Source organism: Thalassiella azotivora (assembly GCF_054781695.1).
The window spans coordinates 1-15,729 of record NZ_BAAGTX010000007.1; the positions used below are offsets into that span (position 1 = coordinate 1).

At 70.5% G+C, this 15,729-nt stretch carries 16 protein-coding genes; 9 read left to right on the top strand and 7 right to left on the bottom strand.

The window, feature by feature from the left end; genetic code table 11:
• Window positions 1-106 precede the first annotated feature (106 nt).
• The 3 genes from ACYVQV_RS06125 to ACYVQV_RS06135 all read left to right on the top strand — a co-directional run bounded on the left by ACYVQV_RS06125 (window position 107) and on the right by ACYVQV_RS06135 (window position 3,009).
• Entirely contained in the window at window positions 107-547 is a 441-nt protein-coding gene (locus ACYVQV_RS06125) for a tyrosine-type recombinase/integrase (protein ID WP_461022387.1), read from the top strand.
• Window positions 548-550: 3 nt separating this feature from the next.
• Complete coding sequence (locus ACYVQV_RS06130; RefSeq protein WP_461022388.1) at window positions 551-892, top strand: helix-turn-helix domain-containing protein; 342 nt, start codon at window positions 551-553, stop codon at window positions 890-892.
• Window positions 893-1,815: 923 nt separating this feature from the next.
• Entirely contained in the window at window positions 1,816-3,009 is a 1,194-nt protein-coding gene (locus ACYVQV_RS06135; RefSeq protein ID WP_461022389.1) for a hypothetical protein, read from the top strand.
• 190 nt (window positions 3,010-3,199) lie between these two features.
• Here ACYVQV_RS06135 and ACYVQV_RS06140 read toward each other — a convergent pair whose 3' ends face one another.
• Entirely contained in the window at window positions 3,200-3,736 is a 537-nt protein-coding gene (locus ACYVQV_RS06140) for a DUF305 domain-containing protein (RefSeq protein WP_461022516.1), read from the bottom strand.
• A 135-nt stretch (window positions 3,737-3,871) separates the two neighbouring features.
• Window positions 3,872-4,273: a four-helix bundle copper-binding protein gene (locus ACYVQV_RS06145; protein ID WP_461022390.1), complete on the bottom strand. Its 402-nt coding sequence runs from the start codon at window positions 4,271-4,273 to the stop codon at window positions 3,872-3,874.
• A 445-nt stretch (window positions 4,274-4,718) separates the two neighbouring features.
• Here ACYVQV_RS06145 and ACYVQV_RS06150 point away from each other — a divergent pair, with 445 nt between their 5' ends.
• From ACYVQV_RS06150 to ACYVQV_RS06165, 4 genes are all read left to right on the top strand, one after another.
• Window positions 4,719-5,714: a YVTN family beta-propeller repeat protein gene (locus tag ACYVQV_RS06150; protein ID WP_461022391.1), complete on the top strand. Its 996-nt coding sequence runs from the start codon at window positions 4,719-4,721 to the stop codon at window positions 5,712-5,714.
• Window positions 5,715-5,860: 146 nt separating this feature from the next.
• The gene (locus ACYVQV_RS06155) at window positions 5,861-6,604 is read left to right on the top strand and encodes a response regulator transcription factor (protein WP_461022392.1); all 744 of its coding nucleotides are present in this window, start codon (window positions 5,861-5,863) and stop codon (window positions 6,602-6,604) included.
• Window positions 6,605-6,636: 32 nt separating this feature from the next.
• On the top strand, window positions 6,637-7,716 hold the full coding sequence (locus ACYVQV_RS06160; protein WP_461022393.1) for a sensor histidine kinase: 1,080 nt from the start codon (window positions 6,637-6,639) through the stop codon (window positions 7,714-7,716).
• 286 nt (window positions 7,717-8,002) lie between these two features.
• Window positions 8,003-10,195, top strand: coding sequence for a heavy metal translocating P-type ATPase (locus tag ACYVQV_RS06165; RefSeq protein WP_461022394.1), 2,193 nt, complete (start codon window positions 8,003-8,005; stop codon window positions 10,193-10,195).
• Window positions 10,196-10,310: 115 nt separating this feature from the next.
• On the opposite strand, the gene ACYVQV_RS06170 is transcribed toward ACYVQV_RS06165, so the two are convergent.
• Window positions 10,311-10,568, bottom strand: coding sequence for an SHOCT domain-containing protein (locus tag ACYVQV_RS06170; protein WP_461022395.1), 258 nt, complete (start codon window positions 10,566-10,568; stop codon window positions 10,311-10,313).
• A 278-nt stretch (window positions 10,569-10,846) separates the two neighbouring features.
• Between ACYVQV_RS06170 and ACYVQV_RS06175 the strand changes: the two genes are divergently transcribed.
• Complete coding sequence (locus ACYVQV_RS06175) at window positions 10,847-11,485, top strand: DUF305 domain-containing protein (protein ID WP_461022396.1); 639 nt, start codon at window positions 10,847-10,849, stop codon at window positions 11,483-11,485.
• A gap of 307 nt (window positions 11,486-11,792) precedes the next feature.
• Here the strand turns inward: ACYVQV_RS06175 and ACYVQV_RS06180 are convergent, their stop codons facing one another.
• Together ACYVQV_RS06180 and ACYVQV_RS06185 are read right to left on the bottom strand one after the other, a co-directional pair.
• Window positions 11,793-12,683, bottom strand: coding sequence for a F510_1955 family glycosylhydrolase (locus ACYVQV_RS06180; protein ID WP_461022397.1), 891 nt, complete (start codon window positions 12,681-12,683; stop codon window positions 11,793-11,795).
• Between the two features lie 169 nt (window positions 12,684-12,852).
• Entirely contained in the window at window positions 12,853-13,206 is a 354-nt protein-coding gene (locus ACYVQV_RS06185) for an ArsR/SmtB family transcription factor (protein ID WP_461022398.1), read from the bottom strand.
• 56 nt (window positions 13,207-13,262) lie between these two features.
• On the opposite strand from ACYVQV_RS06185, the gene ACYVQV_RS06190 reads away from it, so the two are divergent.
• Window positions 13,263-14,297 (top strand): cation diffusion facilitator family transporter, encoded by a 1,035-nt coding sequence (locus ACYVQV_RS06190; protein ID WP_461022399.1) that lies wholly within the window; start codon window positions 13,263-13,265, stop codon window positions 14,295-14,297.
• 98 nt (window positions 14,298-14,395) lie between these two features.
• Here the strand turns inward: ACYVQV_RS06190 and ACYVQV_RS06195 are convergent, their stop codons facing one another.
• A complete protein-coding gene (locus tag ACYVQV_RS06195; protein ID WP_461022400.1) occupies window positions 14,396-14,866 on the bottom strand; it encodes a hypothetical protein in 471 nt (156 codons plus the stop codon).
• 157 nt (window positions 14,867-15,023) lie between these two features.
• Window positions 15,024-15,668, bottom strand: coding sequence for a TetR/AcrR family transcriptional regulator (locus ACYVQV_RS06200; RefSeq protein WP_461022401.1), 645 nt, complete (start codon window positions 15,666-15,668; stop codon window positions 15,024-15,026).
• Window positions 15,669-15,729 lie beyond the last annotated feature (61 nt).

Consider the following 15,729-nt stretch of genomic DNA (forward strand, 5'->3'; position numbering starts at 1 on the left):
CACCCAGGAGGTCGACACCGCTCAACTGCTCACGGCATGATCACCGCACTGACCCGCACGGTGTCGAGCAACTCCACCACTCAGCGGGACGTCACCGTACGGGCTGGTGGCGGTGCGGTGGGGTAAGGCGAGCAAGGGCAGTCCCCCGCGACGTCGAACGGTGCTGACGGTGATGCCGTGGCTGCCGCAGGTGCTCGAGGAGTACGTGCAGCGGGTCCGGCCCCTGTACGGGACGGCGGCCGGGTCGGTGTTGTGGCCGACCGAGCGCGGCGGTCGGATCGGGGTGGACCACGTCAGCAGACGGTTCGCCGAGTACCGCGACGCCCTCGGTCTGCCCGCCGAGCTGCACCCGCACTGCCTGCGGCACTCCTACGTGACGCACTTGGTCGAGGACGGGTTCGACCCGTTGTTCGTCCAGCAGCAGGTGGGGCACGCCTGGGGGTCCACGACCGCGCTGTACACCGGTGTCAGCGGCGACTTCAAGAACCGGGCGCTGCGCAGCGCGCTGGACCGGCTGACCGCCGGCCAAGTCAATGGAAGGAGCTGAGTGATGAGGGTTCGCCAGGTCGGGATCGAGTGGAAGCTGCGGCAGCTGATGGCCGCGCACGGGATGTTCGCCACGACGGACCTGATGCCGTTGCTGGCCGAGCGCGGGGTGAGGCTGTCGGCGACTCAGGTGTACCGGTTGGTCACCCAGCCGCCGGAGCGGCTGAACGTCAAGGTCCTGGCGGCGGTCTGCGACGCACTCGGGTGCACCCCGAACGACCTGATCGAGGTCACCGCCACCCAGCGGCAGACCAGGGTTCGTGCTGCCGGGCGAACCGGCGACGACGGCCCGGCCCCGCCCGACCGCACTGCGCGGCCGACCCGGGTACGGCTCACCGAGCAGTGACCCCTACGCAACCGCGTCTCGAGCAGGCGTCGGCTGCGGCCACCATGGACCCGGTCGTAGCGATCGTCGCCGTGGTCCTGGCGGTCGACACCCGGACCGACCCGCATCTGGTGGCGCGAGCCGTGGCCGCGGTTGCCCCACACGCCCGCCGGCAACAGGTGCTCGCTGCGGAGCTGGCGGCGCACCCCGAGTTCCTGACCTGGGGAACCACACGCAGTCAGGCGGTGACCCAGGCGTTCATCCGTGAGCTCGTCGCCGGTGGCGTCCGGGTGGCGCTGCCGCGGTGTGAGTGGTGCGGCTCGACCAAGCCGATGGTGCGCCGGCTGCGTAGCAATGGTGGCGGCGCGTGCCGGCGTTGCGCGCGCCGGATGACGTTGACCGCGTGCTCACGTTGCCGCCGGGTCGCTCCCCGTGGCGGCCGTACCAGCGACGGCAAGCCGATGTGTGAACGCTGCGTCGCTCAGACGCGCAGGGCCTGCTGCCCCACCTGCACGGCGCCCACCGCGCTGTGCCCGAGGCGGGAACATGGCGCGGTGCGGTGCGCCAGCTGCACCCCAGCCGGTCAGCCCAACCCGTGCGTCCCGTGCGCCACCCCGCCGTCGACACCGGCGCGCCGCCGCCCCGCTGGCCCGAGGGCACCCCGGCCGGTGGTGCCCTGCGACCGGTGCGGGCGGACCGCACGCGTACACGCTCGGCTCGGCGCCGAGGGGCTCTGCGGCTCCTGTTACTGCATGCCACAGCGGCTGTGCTCGGCCTGCGGTCATCCTCGACCACACCAGCACCACGACGACGCCGATGACAGATGCCCGCGGTGCGGCGGCGTCACCTCGAAGCGCTGCCCGACCTGCGACGGGACCGTCTTCGCTCTGGTTCGCGTCCCTGACGGCCGCCGACGGTGCGAGCGGTGCCGGCTGCGGGCGGTATTGAGCCGGACCCTGGCCGGCCCGGACGGCGTCGTCGACCCGCGGCTGGCCGGCCTCGTGGCGGTCCTGGGGAACGTCGAGTCTCCGCGCACCGTGATCACCTGGCTGCGCGCCGGTCCCAGTCGTGACCTGCTGGTCGCAATCGCCCGCGGCCAGGTCCCGCTGACCCACCAGGCGCTGGACGAGCGGGCCAGGACGCTGCGGGGTCGCGCGAACGCGGTCGGGCACCTGCGCCAGCTGCTGGTGGCCAGCGGCACGTTGCCCTTCCGGGACGAGCACGCCTCCCGGCTCGAATCGACGCTGGCGAGGCTGCTGGCCGACGCCGATCCCGACGACGCCAAGGTGCTGCGCCGCTACGCCCAGTTCCGGCTGCTGCCCGGCGTCCACCGCCGCACCGCCGGTGGCGGCCCTGAGACCAGCGGTGTCTACCAAGCCGCCACGAACACCCTGCGGATCATCTGGCGCTTCCTGCGCTGGCTACGCGTGCACGACGCGGATCTGGGCACCCTTCCGCAGGCGGTGCTGGACCAGTGGGTGCTCGAGCACCCGGGCAGCGTCTCGGACGTGGCGGTGTTCCTGCGTTGGGCCGCCCGCAACGGCCTCACCGGGGAGGCCACGCTCACCGACTCCCGCCGGTGGGGCCCGACGACGTTCCTGCCCGCCCAGCAGCACTGGCAGCTGGCACGTGACCTTGTGGACGACGACACCTTGCCCGCCGCGCACCGGCTCCTCGGGTGCTTGGTGCTGCTCTACGGTCAGCCCGTCAGCCGTCTGACCGTGCTGCGCCGCAGCGACATCACCGTCACCGACACCCGGACGACGATCAGGCTCGGCAACGACGCGGTCACTCTCCCGCCGTCCCTGGCCCGGATCGCGGCCGACCTGGCCGCCGGTCGGTCCCGCGACCCGCACGTCGCCGGCCTCGGACAATCCGTGGCCCACGACCAGGACTGGCTGTTTCCCGGCCGCCGCGCCGGCCAGCCCATCACCAGCAAGGGCCTGCACCGGCGGCTCACTGCGATGGGGGTGCCTGCCCGCCGCGCCCGCAACACCGCCCTGCTGGAACTGGCCCGTGAGGTCCCACCCGCGGTCCTGGCCGACCTGCTGGGGCTGCACCCCGCGACGGCGGACAAGTGGCGCCAACTGGGCGGCGGCAACTGGACCAGCTACGCGGGGATCTCGCGCGAAGGATGACCCGAGATGAACCACATCCCGAATGACGACGGCAGGGTGGCGTGGATGCAGCGGCGGCCCACGCCTCGGTCGTGGACTCGGCCGTGCCGGGCGCTGAGCTGGTCCCATTGCGCTGGCCCCACGCGTGGTCGAAGACCGTCTACCAGGGTCTCTGGGAGGCCCTGACCGGTGATCACCGGTCAGGGCCTCGTCAGCCTGTGCCGCACTGGCGCGCTGCGGTCACCTCAAAGGTCGGGACCGGCCGCGCCTCGGCCTCCTCGGGCGTCGTGGCGGGGCCGTTGCGGTTGATGTCGTCGATCAGCCAGTCCATCTCGTCGATCTCCCGCCGCTGTGCCTCGCTGATCTCGACGGCCAGCTCGCAGACTCGGACGTCGACCATCTCGGCGCGCTCGGACCGGGTGATGGCCAGCGAGTGGTGCGGGATCATCGACTTCATGTAGGCCGTGTCCTGGACCGTGGTCTGGGAGCGGTCCAGGAAGATCCCGCCTGCGAGCAGCAGGGCGCTGGCGGCCACGACTGCGAGGTTGGCCTTGGCGTTCTTGTACATGTTGAGCATCCAGCCGAGCATGACCAGGCCCATGGCCCCGCCCATGGTCAGGGCCATGAACACCCGGCTCTCGCTCCACCGCAGGTGGCCCCACTCCCAGGAGCCGACGAACATCACCGCGTACATCACGACCATCCCGGTGAGGATCATCGCCGCGTACCGCAGGTACATGTTCCTCATCTGGTGGGACTGGTCTTGCTCCTGGTGCTCGCTGCTGCTCGACTCCTGGGGCGCATTCGTCGACACAGGGACCGGCTCCCTTCGCTGCTTCGACCCTGGCTGCTTCCGCGCCCCGGGGATCTCGGGGCGCGGAAGTCACGCGATGCTGTCGAGCAGCTCCTGGCACGCGCTCTCGCACTGACGGCACGCCTCGGCGCAGACCCGGCAGTGCTCATGCATGTCGGCGTGCTGGGCGCACTCGTCGCCGCAGGCCCGGCAGGCGGCGATGCACGCCTGCAGGTGTGCACGGGTGATGTTGGCGTCGTACCCGGTGTGGCGAGACAGGATCCGGGCCGTCGTCGTGCAGCTGTCCGCGCAGTCGAGGTTGGTGCGGATGCACTTGCGCAGGTCCGCGACCATCTCCTCGCTCAGACACGCGTCAGCGCACGCGGTGCAGGTCTGCGCGCACTCCGCCAGCGCGTCGACGACGCGCGCGATGAGCTGGCGGTCGAGGTTGATCTCCGCGGGGTAGGCCTGGAGCATCTCCGTCGTCTTCATCGTGCCCTCCTGGTCCGTTGGTTGCGGGGCGCCGCCACCGGGGCCGGGGCGACGCCGCGAGAACGTCAACGACGCTATGGACGGACCCGTCGGGTCGCACGGTGAGAGCGGGCGACCGGCAATGAAGATTCGATGAAGGCCTGAGGGAACGAGCGCATCGGGGGCTGCCGAGAAGTCGCCGCCGGTCGCCGTTTTCACCGGTTCTTGACGCAACAAGTGGCCTTCGGTTCGGGTGACGGCCTCACATTGGCGTGGTCCCCTTCTGGTCGAGCACCCCGGAGTACCCCTGATGAACAAGCCACGGCGTCGCCTACTCGCGTTCGCGCTGGTGTCCCTGCCTGCAGTGGTCTTGGCCGCGTGCGGCCAGGACGCTGCGGTACAGCCTTCTGCTGCGTCCGAAAGGACCGGCCAGTCAGCGGTTGGTGTGCCGGACGGAACCGTGTGGGTGGCCAACGAGGACGGTGGCAGCCTGAGTGCGATCGACGCCCGAACCAACGAGGTGCTGGCGACCGTGGACGGGATCGAGGCTCCGCACAACGTCCAGGCCAGCGCGGATGGTGGCACGGTGTGGGCTGTCAGCGGGCACAGCGATGCGCTGGTCGCGCTCGACGCGTCGACCCTGGAGCTGGTCGGTACCGCCCCGACCGGCGATGCGCCGGCTCACGTGATCGCCAGCTCGGACGGGACCCGCGTGTACGTGACGAACTCCGGCGACAACACCGTGAGCAGTTACGACGCGGCCGGCATCCAGGCCCTGGGCGCCGCGCCGTTGAGTGATGGTCCGCACGGTCTTCGAGCGACCGGGGACGGGGCGATGCTGGTGGTGGCGAACACCGCCGCCGACACGATCGACCTCGTGGACGCCGGGTCGCTGCGGGTGTCGGCCACCATCCCGGTCGGGGGCGCACCGGCGCAGGTCGCTGTGGACCCAGACGCGAGGTACGCCTACGTGAGCCTGTCCGGCCAGAACGCGGTGGCCAAGGTCGACCTCGCCCGGCACGAGGTCGTCCAGACGGTGCAGGTGCCGTCCGCGCCGATCCAGCTGTACCTGACCACCGACGGCACCCTGCTGCTGTCGGCCAACCAGGGCAGCGAGGCGTCTCCTGGGGACACCGTGACGGTGATCGATACCGGCACGATGTCGGTGGCCGCGAGTGTCGTCACGGGATCCGGCCCGCACGGTGTGGTGATCGACCCGTCCGATACTCGAGCGTGGGTGACCAACCTCTACGACGACACCGTGTCGGTGATCGACCTGACGAGTTACCAGGTCGTGGCCACCGTCGCGGTCGGTGACAAGCCGAACGGCATCTCCTTCGGCCCGGTGTTGCCGGGCTCTGGGACTGCGGACACCGTCACGGTCACGGTGCCGGACTACTCCGGTGGTTCGCCGGTGGCTGAGGGCGACGCAGGCCACGGCGGCGGTGCCCACGACCACTGATCGGCCTGGGTGAGGCGGTCCCAGGCAGTCCCGAGACGGGGTCGAGTGGCTCTGGTGCATGACGAGTCGGTGAAGACGGACGCGTCCGGGCGCCCCCTGGGTGGGGGGTGCGCCCGGTTCGCGGGTGCACCCGGCAGCATGGCTACATGAGTCAGCAGGGTGCGGGCCGGCGGGTGTTGGTGGTCGACGACGAGAAGCCTTTGGTCTCGGTGATCTCGAGCTACCTGGAGCGGGACGGTTTCGAGGTGACACCGGCGCACGACGGGCAGCAGGCGGTCGAGGTCGCCCGGGTGCTGGACCCGGATGTGGTCGTGCTGGACCTCGGGCTGCCGCGGATGGACGGGGTGGAGGTCTGCCGGGTCTTGCGGACCTTCTCGGACTGCTACGTGATCATGCTGACCGCGAGAGCTGAGGAAGTGGACAAGCTGGTGGGGTTGTCGGTCGGGGCCGATGACTACATGACTAAGCCCTTCAGCCCGCGGGAGCTGACGGCTCGCGTGCACGTGATGCTCCGCAGGCCCCGGCCCAGCCGCAGGGAGGCGGCGAAGGCGGAGGAGCCGCCGCGCCGCTTCGGTCCGCTGGTGATCGACGCCGCGGGGCGAGAAGCGTTCCTGGACGAGCAGCTGGTGCCGCTGACAAGAACTGAGTTCGACCTGCTCGAGACCCTGTCGGCGCGGCCCGGGTTCGCCTTCAGCCGTCGTCGGCTCATCGATGAAGTGTGGGGCGACAACTGGGTGGGTGACGAGCACCTGGTCGACGTCCATGTCGGTCACCTGCGTCGCAAGCTGGGGGATGACGCGTCGGCCCCGCGGTTCATCCGGACGATGCGCGGGGTCGGTTACCGGATGGGCACCGGGCAGAGCGCCGAATCCACCCCGGGAACGCAGTGACGACCACTCGGCAGGCGCGCTCGGCGGGGGGTTTGGCGACCCGGCTGCTCGCTGCGCTGGTACTGGTGATGGTGACTGCGGCCGCCACCGCCTGGCTTGTCGCCAGCGTGGTCGGTCCACCCTTGTTCCACGAGCACCTCGAGCGCGCGGGCGCGGCCCACGATGGCGAAGCGGTCCGGCACGCGGAGGAGGCGTTCCGGTCGGCCACCGCGGTGAGCTTGTCGGTCGCCCTGCTCGCGGGCCTGCTCGCGGCGCTGGGGGTCAGTGCCTACGTCACGCGGCGAGTGGGGCGGTCGGTTCGGGCGGTGGCGACCGCGGCCGCCGAAGTGGCGGGCGGCCGCTACGACACCCAGGTCGCCCCGCCGGGACTGGGGACCGAGTTCGACGAGCTCGCCGCAGCGTTCAACGCGATGTCGGGGCGGTTGTCCACTGTGGAGACCACCCGCCGGCGGCTGCTGTCGGATCTGGCCCACGAGATGCGCACCCCGGTCGCCACCTTGGACGCCTACCTCGAAGGGCTCCAGGACGGGGTGACCCGGTTGGACGCTGAGACGACGTCGATGCTCCGTTCGCAGACTCACCGGTTGACCAGGCTGGCCGAAGACATCAGCGCGGTCTCCCGGGCAGAGGAGCACCAGTTGTCGCTGGCGTTGGGCCCCCTGGCGCCGGCTGACCTGGTGCGCACGGCCGTGAACAGCGCCGCGGCCGCGTACGCGGCCAAACGCGTGCACCTGAAGACCGAGGTGATCGGGCAGCTGCCGGTCATCCGGGCAGATCGCGACCGCCTGGGCCAGGTGCTCGCCAATCTGCTCGACAACGCCCTGCGCCACACCAGCGCAGGTGGAACGGTCACGCTCACCGCGCGCAGGACCGGAACCGGCGTGGGCCTGAGCGTCACCGACACCGGCAGCGGGATCGCGGCCGAGCACCTGCCGCACGTGTTCGAACGGTTCTACCGCGTCGACACCGCCCGCGACCGCGACCGAGGTGGCTCCGGCATCGGGCTGGCCATCACCAAGGCCCTCGTCGAGGCGCACGGCGGGCGGGTCTCGGTGGCAAGCGCAGGCATCGGCGCCGGGTCAACGTTCCAGGTGTGGCTGCCCGCCTCATGAGGCCTGGCGCGAACCCCGGCCGCGCAGGGCCCGGATGAAGATTCACTGAAGGCTGGACGGGCGAAGCCGTCGAGATGCGCCTGACCCCCGGCACGGGGATACCCTGGCGGGGTATATGCAGCCAGGGGGCCGTCGAGAGGGTCGGAAGGTCATGTCGGATCGCACGAGCCGCCAGAACGGACACCACCCGGGACACGAGGACCCGGCGGTGCCCGGGCCCGAGCTCGGGTCCACGCACGGGCAGGGTGTGCCAGTCGCGCACGGTGCCGGACACGTGGATCCGGAGGTGACTGACCCGGTCAGTGCGGCTGGTCCCAGCAGCTCCGACGACGCTGCGACGCCGGCTGGACACGACAGCGGGGACAACGCCGGTCACGTCGGCACCGCTCATATCGGGCACAGCGGTCACGAAGCCGGCGGCGGTCACCAGGAAGGCCATTCCGGTCACGGTGATCACGTGGGGATGTTCCGCCGGTTGTTCTGGATCATGCTGGTGTTCGCGGTGCCCACCGTGCTGCTGAACGAGATGTTCGCCTCGATCGTCGGTTACACGCTGCCCGATGTGCCCGGCCTGGCGGCTGTCTCGCCGGTGCTGGGAACGGTGATGTACCTGTGGGGTGGCTGGCCGTTCCTCGCCGGCGCGATCGGTGAGATCCGGGCGCGACAGCCTGGGATGATGCTGCTGATCGGCATGGCCATCACGGTCGCCTTCGTCGCATCCTGGGGCGCCAGCCTCGGCGTCCTGTCCCACGAACTGGACTTCTGGTGGGAGCTGGCGCTGCTGATCGTCATCATGCTGCTGGGGCACTGGCTGGAGATGCGCTCACTGGCCCAGACCTCCTCCGCACTGGACTCGCTGGCCGCTCTGCTGCCCGACGAGGCCGAGAAGGTCCAGGGTGACCGGGTGGTGACGGTCCGCCCCGCTGAACTGGTCGTAGACGATGTCGTGATGGTCCGCCCGGGTGGGCGAGTGCCAGCCGACGGGCAGATCGTGGACGGCAGCGCCGACGTGGACGAATCCATGATCACCGGGGAGTCCCGGCCAGTGCGCCGCGGCCCAGGCGACACGGTGGTGGCCGGCACGGTGGCCACTGACACCGCCGTGCGGGTGCGTGTCACCGCAGTCGGTGACGACACCGCCCTGGCGGGTATCCAGCGGCTGGTGGCCGAGGCGCAGTCCTCGGCCACCCGCGCCCAGCTGCTGGCCGATAGGGCCGCCGGGTGGCTGTTCTGGTTCGCCGTGGTCGCTGCTGCGATCACCGCGGTGGTGTGGTCTGCCTACGGCGCTCCGCAGAGCGCGCTGGTGCGGGTCATCACCGTGCTGGTCATTGCCTGTCCGCACGCGCTGGGCCTGGCGATCCCGCTGGTGGTTTCCATCTCCACCGAGCGCGCGGCCAGGGCGGGTGTGCTGGTGAAGGACCGCGCCGCGCTGGAGCGGATGCGCACCATCGAGTCGGTCCTGTTCGACAAGACCGGCACCCTGACCAAGGGAACACCGGCCCTGACCCACATCGCCACCACCGGGGCGCCCGACGATGAGGTCCTGGCCCTGGCCGCGGCCGCCGAAGCCGACAGCGAGCACCCGCTGGCCCGCGCGATCGTCAACGCGGCGCAGCGTCGTGACCTGCATGTGCCCTCCGCCAGCGGCTTCCGCTCATCAGCCGCGGTCGGTGTAAGCGCCACGGTCGCCGGCCGCACCGTCACCGTCGGCGGGCCGCACCTGCTGGCCGACCACGGTCTGCAGCCGCTGCCCGCCGCCCAGCCGTGGGCGGATGCCGGCTCCACGGTGCTGCACGTCCTGGTCGACGGCGCCATCGCCGGTGCCTTGGCCCTGGCCGACGAGGTCCGCCAGGAGTCACGCGAGGCGGTCGAGGCGCTGCACCGCCTCGGCATCGAGGTCGTGATGATCACCGGGGATGCCGAACCGGTCGCGCGGGCGGTGGCGGCCGAGCTCGGCATCGACCAGGCCTTCGCCGGCGTCCGGCCGGAGAACAAGAGCGAGAAGGTCGCCCAGCTCCAGCGTCAGGGCCGGGCGGTGGCCATGGTCGGAGACGGGGTCAACGACGCCCCCGCGCTGGCACAGGCCGACGTCGGGATCGCGATCGGTGCAGGCACCGACGTCGCGATCGCCTCGGCCGGCGTCATCCTGGCCTCCGACGACCCCCGTTCGGTGCTCTCGGTGATCGAGCTGTCCCGTTCGGGGTACCGGAAGATGCAGCAGAACCTGTGGTGGGCCGCCGGCTACAACCTGGTCGCGGTGCCCCTGGCGGCGGGCGTGCTCGCCCCGGTCGGCTTCGTCCTGCCGATGGAAGTCGGCGCGCTGCTGATGTCGCTGTCCACCATCGTCGTCGCCCTCAACGCCCAGCTGCTGCGACGACTGGACCTACGGCCCCAGGCCAGCGTCGCGGCAACCCACGACTCCAGGGCCAGGCGCCAAGCGCCAGCCGAACCGCAACAGGCCTCAGCCGGTCACCACTGACCACGCAGGTCAACACCGCACCGCATCCGGGCACGGGCACGGGCACCCAGTGACACCCGAACCGGTCGTCCCGCCGGTTTCACCGACCCAACGGGGGCGCCCGACGTCGGCTGGGTCATCCAGCCCGCTCCATCGCCAGCAGCCGAACGGCCTGCTGGTACTCCTGGGCGTCGATCTCACCAGCGGCGAAGCGGCGGTCGAGGACCTCCCGGGCATCAACACGGTCGTGGTGGCCAGGCCCCGGCCCGCCACCTGGCGCCAGCCGGATCACCGCCCACGTCGCGGCCGCGATCAACGACCCGCTGAGGACCACGTTGGCGATCATCATCAGCCACCCGGCACCGCCGCCGTACCAACCCATCACGGCCCTCACCTCGCCTCCTGATCCAGTGTGGCCCGCAACGCCCACCGCTGGCCGCCGGGCGCGGTCAACGTTCGATGAAGACACCGGGCACCCTGCACATCCATCTCATGGCAGCGCCACCAGGGCAGGCCGCCGCAGTTCGTGACCCGCTCCGGATCGCTGCCACCCACAGCCCAGTCCCGGGAGCACCGGGCAGTCACTGCTGGCCTTCATCGAACCTTGACTCAGATCGTGCGGTCCGCGCTGCAGGCCCGGTGAGAATGGAGTTCCGCTAGGTGAGGAGAGACATGGTCAGCAGACGCTGGAGCGGCCTGACGGGCCTTGTGGTCAGCACCACCGTGCTGCTGTCGGCATGTGGAGACGACGGTGGCGGGTCGGGTACGACTGCCGAGAGCACCCCGTCCCAGACCGCGACCGACAACTCTGCGGACGAGCAGCACAACGCCGCGGACTTGATGTTCGCGAAGATGATGATCCCTCACCATGCCCAAGCCATCGAGATGAGTGACGTGGTCCTGGGCAAGGAGGGGATCGACCCGAGAGTCACGACCCTCGCCGAGCAGATCAAGGCCGCCCAGGGCCCGGAGATCGAACAGCTGCAGGTCTGGCTGACCGCCTGGGGAGAGCCACTGCCGCCCACCGACGGCTCGATGGACGGCATGGACCACGGTTCCGGCGGCATGGGGCACGGGTCCGGCGGCATGATGAGCGCCGAAGACATGACCGCTCTGGCAGATGCCAGCGGCCCAGACGCCTCCCGCCTGTTCCTGCAGCAGATGATCGTGCACCACCGCGGTGCCATCGAGATGGCACAAGCCGAAGTGACCGAGGGCAGCAACCCGGCGGCCCGGCAGCTGGCCCAGAAGATCGTCGAAGACCAGGAGCGCGAGATCACCGAGATGGAGAACCTGCTGAACCAGCTCTGACGATCACCCCGGACAGCCCTGGCGCACATAGCGCTGCGCAGCGCCCACCCCGCCGCCCCTGGGCCCCGGGTTCCGGTTCAGCCCGCCCAGTCCGAGGACGCCGAACAACGCAGGGCCGTCTGCCCTGCGCACACACCGAGCACCCCACCCCTGATGGTGCAGTGCTGGAGCAGTCCGGCACTGCACGGGGTTACCCGCGTGGCCGGGGCTGGACTGCTCGGCTTCACCCAGGGCGTGGGGGGCTCGTACATCAGGCTTCCGGGTGGCGTAGATGCCGATGTGCCCCGCCTTCACGGCTGGCCGTTCGCTACTTCGCCAGGGTCACGAACGACGCTCCGTTCGCGGATCGGACGATGGCCGTTTGGGTGGCGACGACGACTCCTTCGGCGTCGGCGGTCATCGCCTGCGGTGGCGAGCCCACAGTGCCGCGCTGCTGCCAGGTCAGACCCGCGTCCTGGCTCAGATGCAGGCCACCGTCGGGGTCCACACCCCAGGCGCGGTGCGCATCGGCCCACGCCACCAGGTACAGCACGGGCGCCGCGCTGACCGGGGTGAATGACGCGCCGCCGTCTGTGGAGCGGACCACTCCGCCACCTGTGGTTGCCAGCACCACGCTGCTGCTGTCCGGTGACGCCGCCAACGCGGCCGGCTCAACCTCCTCATCGCCCGCCGACCACGTCCCGCCGCCATCGCTGCTGCGGCGCAGGACACCGTCGAAGGCAACGAGGTCCGTGCCGCCATTGGTCGCCGTCAGGGTGTGGAAGTCCGACTGGCCGGCACGCGAGAGCGTGGACCAGGTCTCCCCGCCGTCCCTGGTCTCGATGAGTCCCACGGGATTAGGCAGGTCATCGCCGGGACCGGGATGACCGCTGGCATAGAAGTGGTCCGGGCCAGCGACCGCGAAGCCCATCAGGTCGATGGTGGCCTCACCCACCTTGGTCATCGTCCCTTGTCCAAGGGTGAACAGGCCGCCGTGAGTACCCAGGTACAGCAGCCCGTCAGCAGGGTTGTACCCCATCCCATGCACGTGGGTCGCCTCCGACGGGATCACCGCCGGCTGAGTCGGCGGGTCGGCGTCATGCTGAGGCAAGGTCGCCGCGGAGGCAGTGGGAACCGGTACGGCCGTCTGCGCATCGCCTTGCCCACCGCCGCACCCGGCAAGGCCCAGCGCGACGACCGCGCCGACCGCGACCACCATCGACCGTCGTCTCGCTGCCACGACTACCTCATTCAGCACCCTCGGAAGTAGCGCCACCGGACAGCGGCACCACTGGCAGTATCGGCAGGCCGGCGTCCGCCTCCCGGCCGCTGCTGCTGAAGATTCGATGGAGAATCCCCGCCGTCGCGGGCGTAACCGCCCCTGCCGGTCAGGTGCGGTACCGGTGCCGGTCGTCGCCAGCGGCTGTGCCGGTGACGTGCTCCGCGTGGGACAGGGCCTCGGTCAGCAGCCGGTGGACGTGCTCGTCGGTGGCGCAGTAGTAGACGAAGGTGCCCTCACGGCGGCTGTCGACGAGACCGGCCAAACGCAGCTTGGACAGGTGCTGGCTGACCGCCGTCGTCGAGGACTGCACCAGCTCGGCCAAGGCACCGACGCTGGACTCCCCTTGCAGCAGCGACCACAGGATCTTGACCCGGGTCGGATCGGCCAGCATCCGAAACGACTCGGACGCGATACGGGCGTGCTCCTCGTCGGGAACGACCAGGACAGGTTTGCCGTGCACAGATCCAACGTACCCGGCGTTAGAACTTGCGTAATTACGCAAGTAGGCTCCCAACCATGGAAGATCGCCACCGGACGGAGACGTCGCCGGGCGCTACGCATGAGCCCCACGACCATGAGCACGCGGACGACCACGGGCGCGGCGTGCTGGCGCGGGTGCGTCATGCCCTGACGCCGCACAGCCACGACCACAGCCAGACGATTCAGACCGCGGACGAAGCCAGCAGCCTGGGCATCCGGGCGGCCTGGTTCAGCCTGGCCGGCATGGGCGTGACCGCGGCTCTGCAGCTCGTGATCGTGGCGGTGAGCGGGTCGATCGCGTTGCTGGCCGACACGGTGCACAACCTGGGGCACCTGGCCACGACCATCCCGTTGATCATCGCATTCCGCATCGGTCGCCGGACTCCGACCCGCCGGTACAACTACGGCTACCGGCGGGCGGAGGACCTGGTCGGCCTCGGAATCGGCCTGGTCATCGCGTTGTCCGCTGCGCTGATCATCTGGGAGTCGGTCAACGCGCTGACCGAACCGCAGCCGCTGACCCACCTCGGGTGGGTGCTCACAGCCGCGGTGGTCGGCGCCGCAGGCAACGAGGCGGTCGCGGTCTACCGAATCCGAGCCGGCCGACGCATCGGGTCAGCGGCATTGGTCGCCGAGGGCCAGCACGCGCGGACCGACGCGCTGACCTCACTGGCGGTCGTGATCGGCGTCGCCGGAGCGTGGATGGGCCTGCCGCAGCTGGACGCGGTCGTAGGGCTGGTGATCGCAGCGGTCATCGTCGCAGTCCTTATCAGCTCCATGCGCACCGTGGTCCATCGTCTGATGGACGGCATCGACCAGGGCACCCTAGACCGCATCGAAGAAACGGCCGCCCACGTCGAGGGCGTAGTGTCCGTCGACCGTGCCCGGGCACGGTGGAGTGGTCACCGCCTCGAGGCGGATCTGGACATCAGCGTCGAGGCATCGCTGTCCGTCGAGGCCGGCCACCACATCGCCCACCAGGTAGACCACGCCCTGACCCAGACCGTGACCCATCTGGACCGAGCTGTCGTGCACGTCAACCCGGCCAGCACCGCCGCCGCACACACCTAACCAGCCGATAGACACCGAGCAGCGCCCTGGGCCATGCGCGTCGATGACTGGTTCCGGCCCGTGGACCTCTGAAGCACGCGCTGCTCCTTCAGAGGCATTCACGTGGTTCGAATATGTCGGTGCACCAGTCGGATGCGGATGGTGAGGTTGCCTCGAAACCCGGTGCGTTCGGCCTGGGGCCTGCTCCAGTCGATGTTCACCAGGCCGAACGGCTCCAACGGGTCTCCGGGTTCCCCAGTGCCGTAGTCGGGGTAGTGCTGCCCGACGGGCTTGATGGAGACGACCTCGACGATGTCCTGGACCAGCATGGTCAGCGACGCACCGGACAACGGCTGGCACACCTCGACCGTCATCCAGTAGACGATGCGGTCACCCGGTTGCACGGTTCGGCCGGGGGCCGGCAGCGACCTGAACGTGGTCTCTCCGAAGGCGCCCGCGTACGGGTCGTCGCAACCCGAGGCGACGCTGGTCGCCTCAGCCGCAGAGGGCGTCGTCCCCCCTGCGGTCCCCGCCCCCAGGGCGACGGCCACCGCCGCAGCGAGCGTGCGCCCGACCCAGGACCTGATCATCCGGTTGCTCATCAGGATCACCCCGCTTTCACTCTGCGTGCGTTTCTCACGCTAGAACTGCGGTGTCTCCGCCGAGAGGCTTTCGTCGAACAGAAGCGCCTCTCGCCACCAGCCTCCACCCTCGACGTCAACAGAAGCGCCGAGCTCGCTCACCCGGTCAGCCGCGCGAGAGCCGCTCCAGACCGGACCACACGACGTCCATCACCAGGTCGGTCGCGGTCTGCGCGTCGAGGTCCCCGCCGGGCCCGGCCCTCAGCGCCAGGCGCTCGCAGGCCCCGACGAGCAGGTCCGCGTACGCCTCGAGGGTGGTGGCCGGCAGGTCGGTGAGGCCGGGGGCGGTGGCCAGCACCTCCGCGAGGTGGCGGGACTGCTGGTGCCGGATGTCCTCCACGGCCTCGGCCGCCGAACCGGTCGCCAGGACCGCCTCGGTCCGCATCACCGCCCACGCGCGGGCGTGCTCGTCGACGAAGTCGAAGAACGCCCGGACCCGCAGCCGCAGGGCCTCGTGCGGGCCACTCGCCCGCTCGCCGGCCGCGAGCGTCATCGCGCGCAGCTGCTGGCGGCAGCGGACCACGCACGCGACGAGCAGGCCGTCCTTGGAGCCGAAGTACCCGTACAGGACGGGCTTGGTGACGCCGACCCGGGCGGCGATCTCGTCCATCGACGCAGCGTGGACGCCCCGCTCGGCGAAGACCTCCTCCGCGACGCGAAGGATCTGCTCCTCGCGCTCGGCCCGCGGCACGCGACGGCGCGGCGCGCCCGCGACCGGGGGCGGCGTCGACGGCTGGACGGTGGACGGCACCTGCCAACTCTACCGACGTCAACTTACCGGTGGTAACTTCCCGGTCGTCCTGGCCGGCGAT

Excerpts from the sequence above, each read along its gene's own strand:
- ACYVQV_RS06155 (WP_461022392.1), top strand. The coding sequence starts at position 5,861 with ATGAGTCAGCAGGGTGCGGGCCGGCGGGTGTTGGTGGTCGACGACGAG.
- ACYVQV_RS06190 (WP_461022399.1), top strand. The coding sequence starts at position 13,263 with ATGGAAGATCGCCACCGGACGGAGACGTCGCCGGGCGCTACGCATGAG.
- ACYVQV_RS06195 (WP_461022400.1), bottom strand. The coding sequence starts at position 14,866 with ATGATCAGGTCCTGGGTCGGGCGCACGCTCGCTGCGGCGGTGGCCGTC.
- ACYVQV_RS06145 (WP_461022390.1), bottom strand. The coding sequence starts at position 4,273 with ATGAAGACGACGGAGATGCTCCAGGCCTACCCCGCGGAGATCAACCTC.
- ACYVQV_RS06130 (WP_461022388.1), top strand. The coding sequence starts at position 551 with ATGAGGGTTCGCCAGGTCGGGATCGAGTGGAAGCTGCGGCAGCTGATG.
- ACYVQV_RS06140 (WP_461022516.1), bottom strand. The coding sequence starts at position 3,736 with ATGAGGAACATGTACCTGCGGTACGCGGCGATGATCCTCACCGGGATG.
- ACYVQV_RS06180 (WP_461022397.1), bottom strand. The coding sequence starts at position 12,683 with ATGGTGGTCGCGGTCGGCGCGGTCGTCGCGCTGGGCCTTGCCGGGTGC.
- ACYVQV_RS06175 (WP_461022396.1), top strand. The coding sequence starts at position 10,847 with ATGGTCAGCAGACGCTGGAGCGGCCTGACGGGCCTTGTGGTCAGCACC.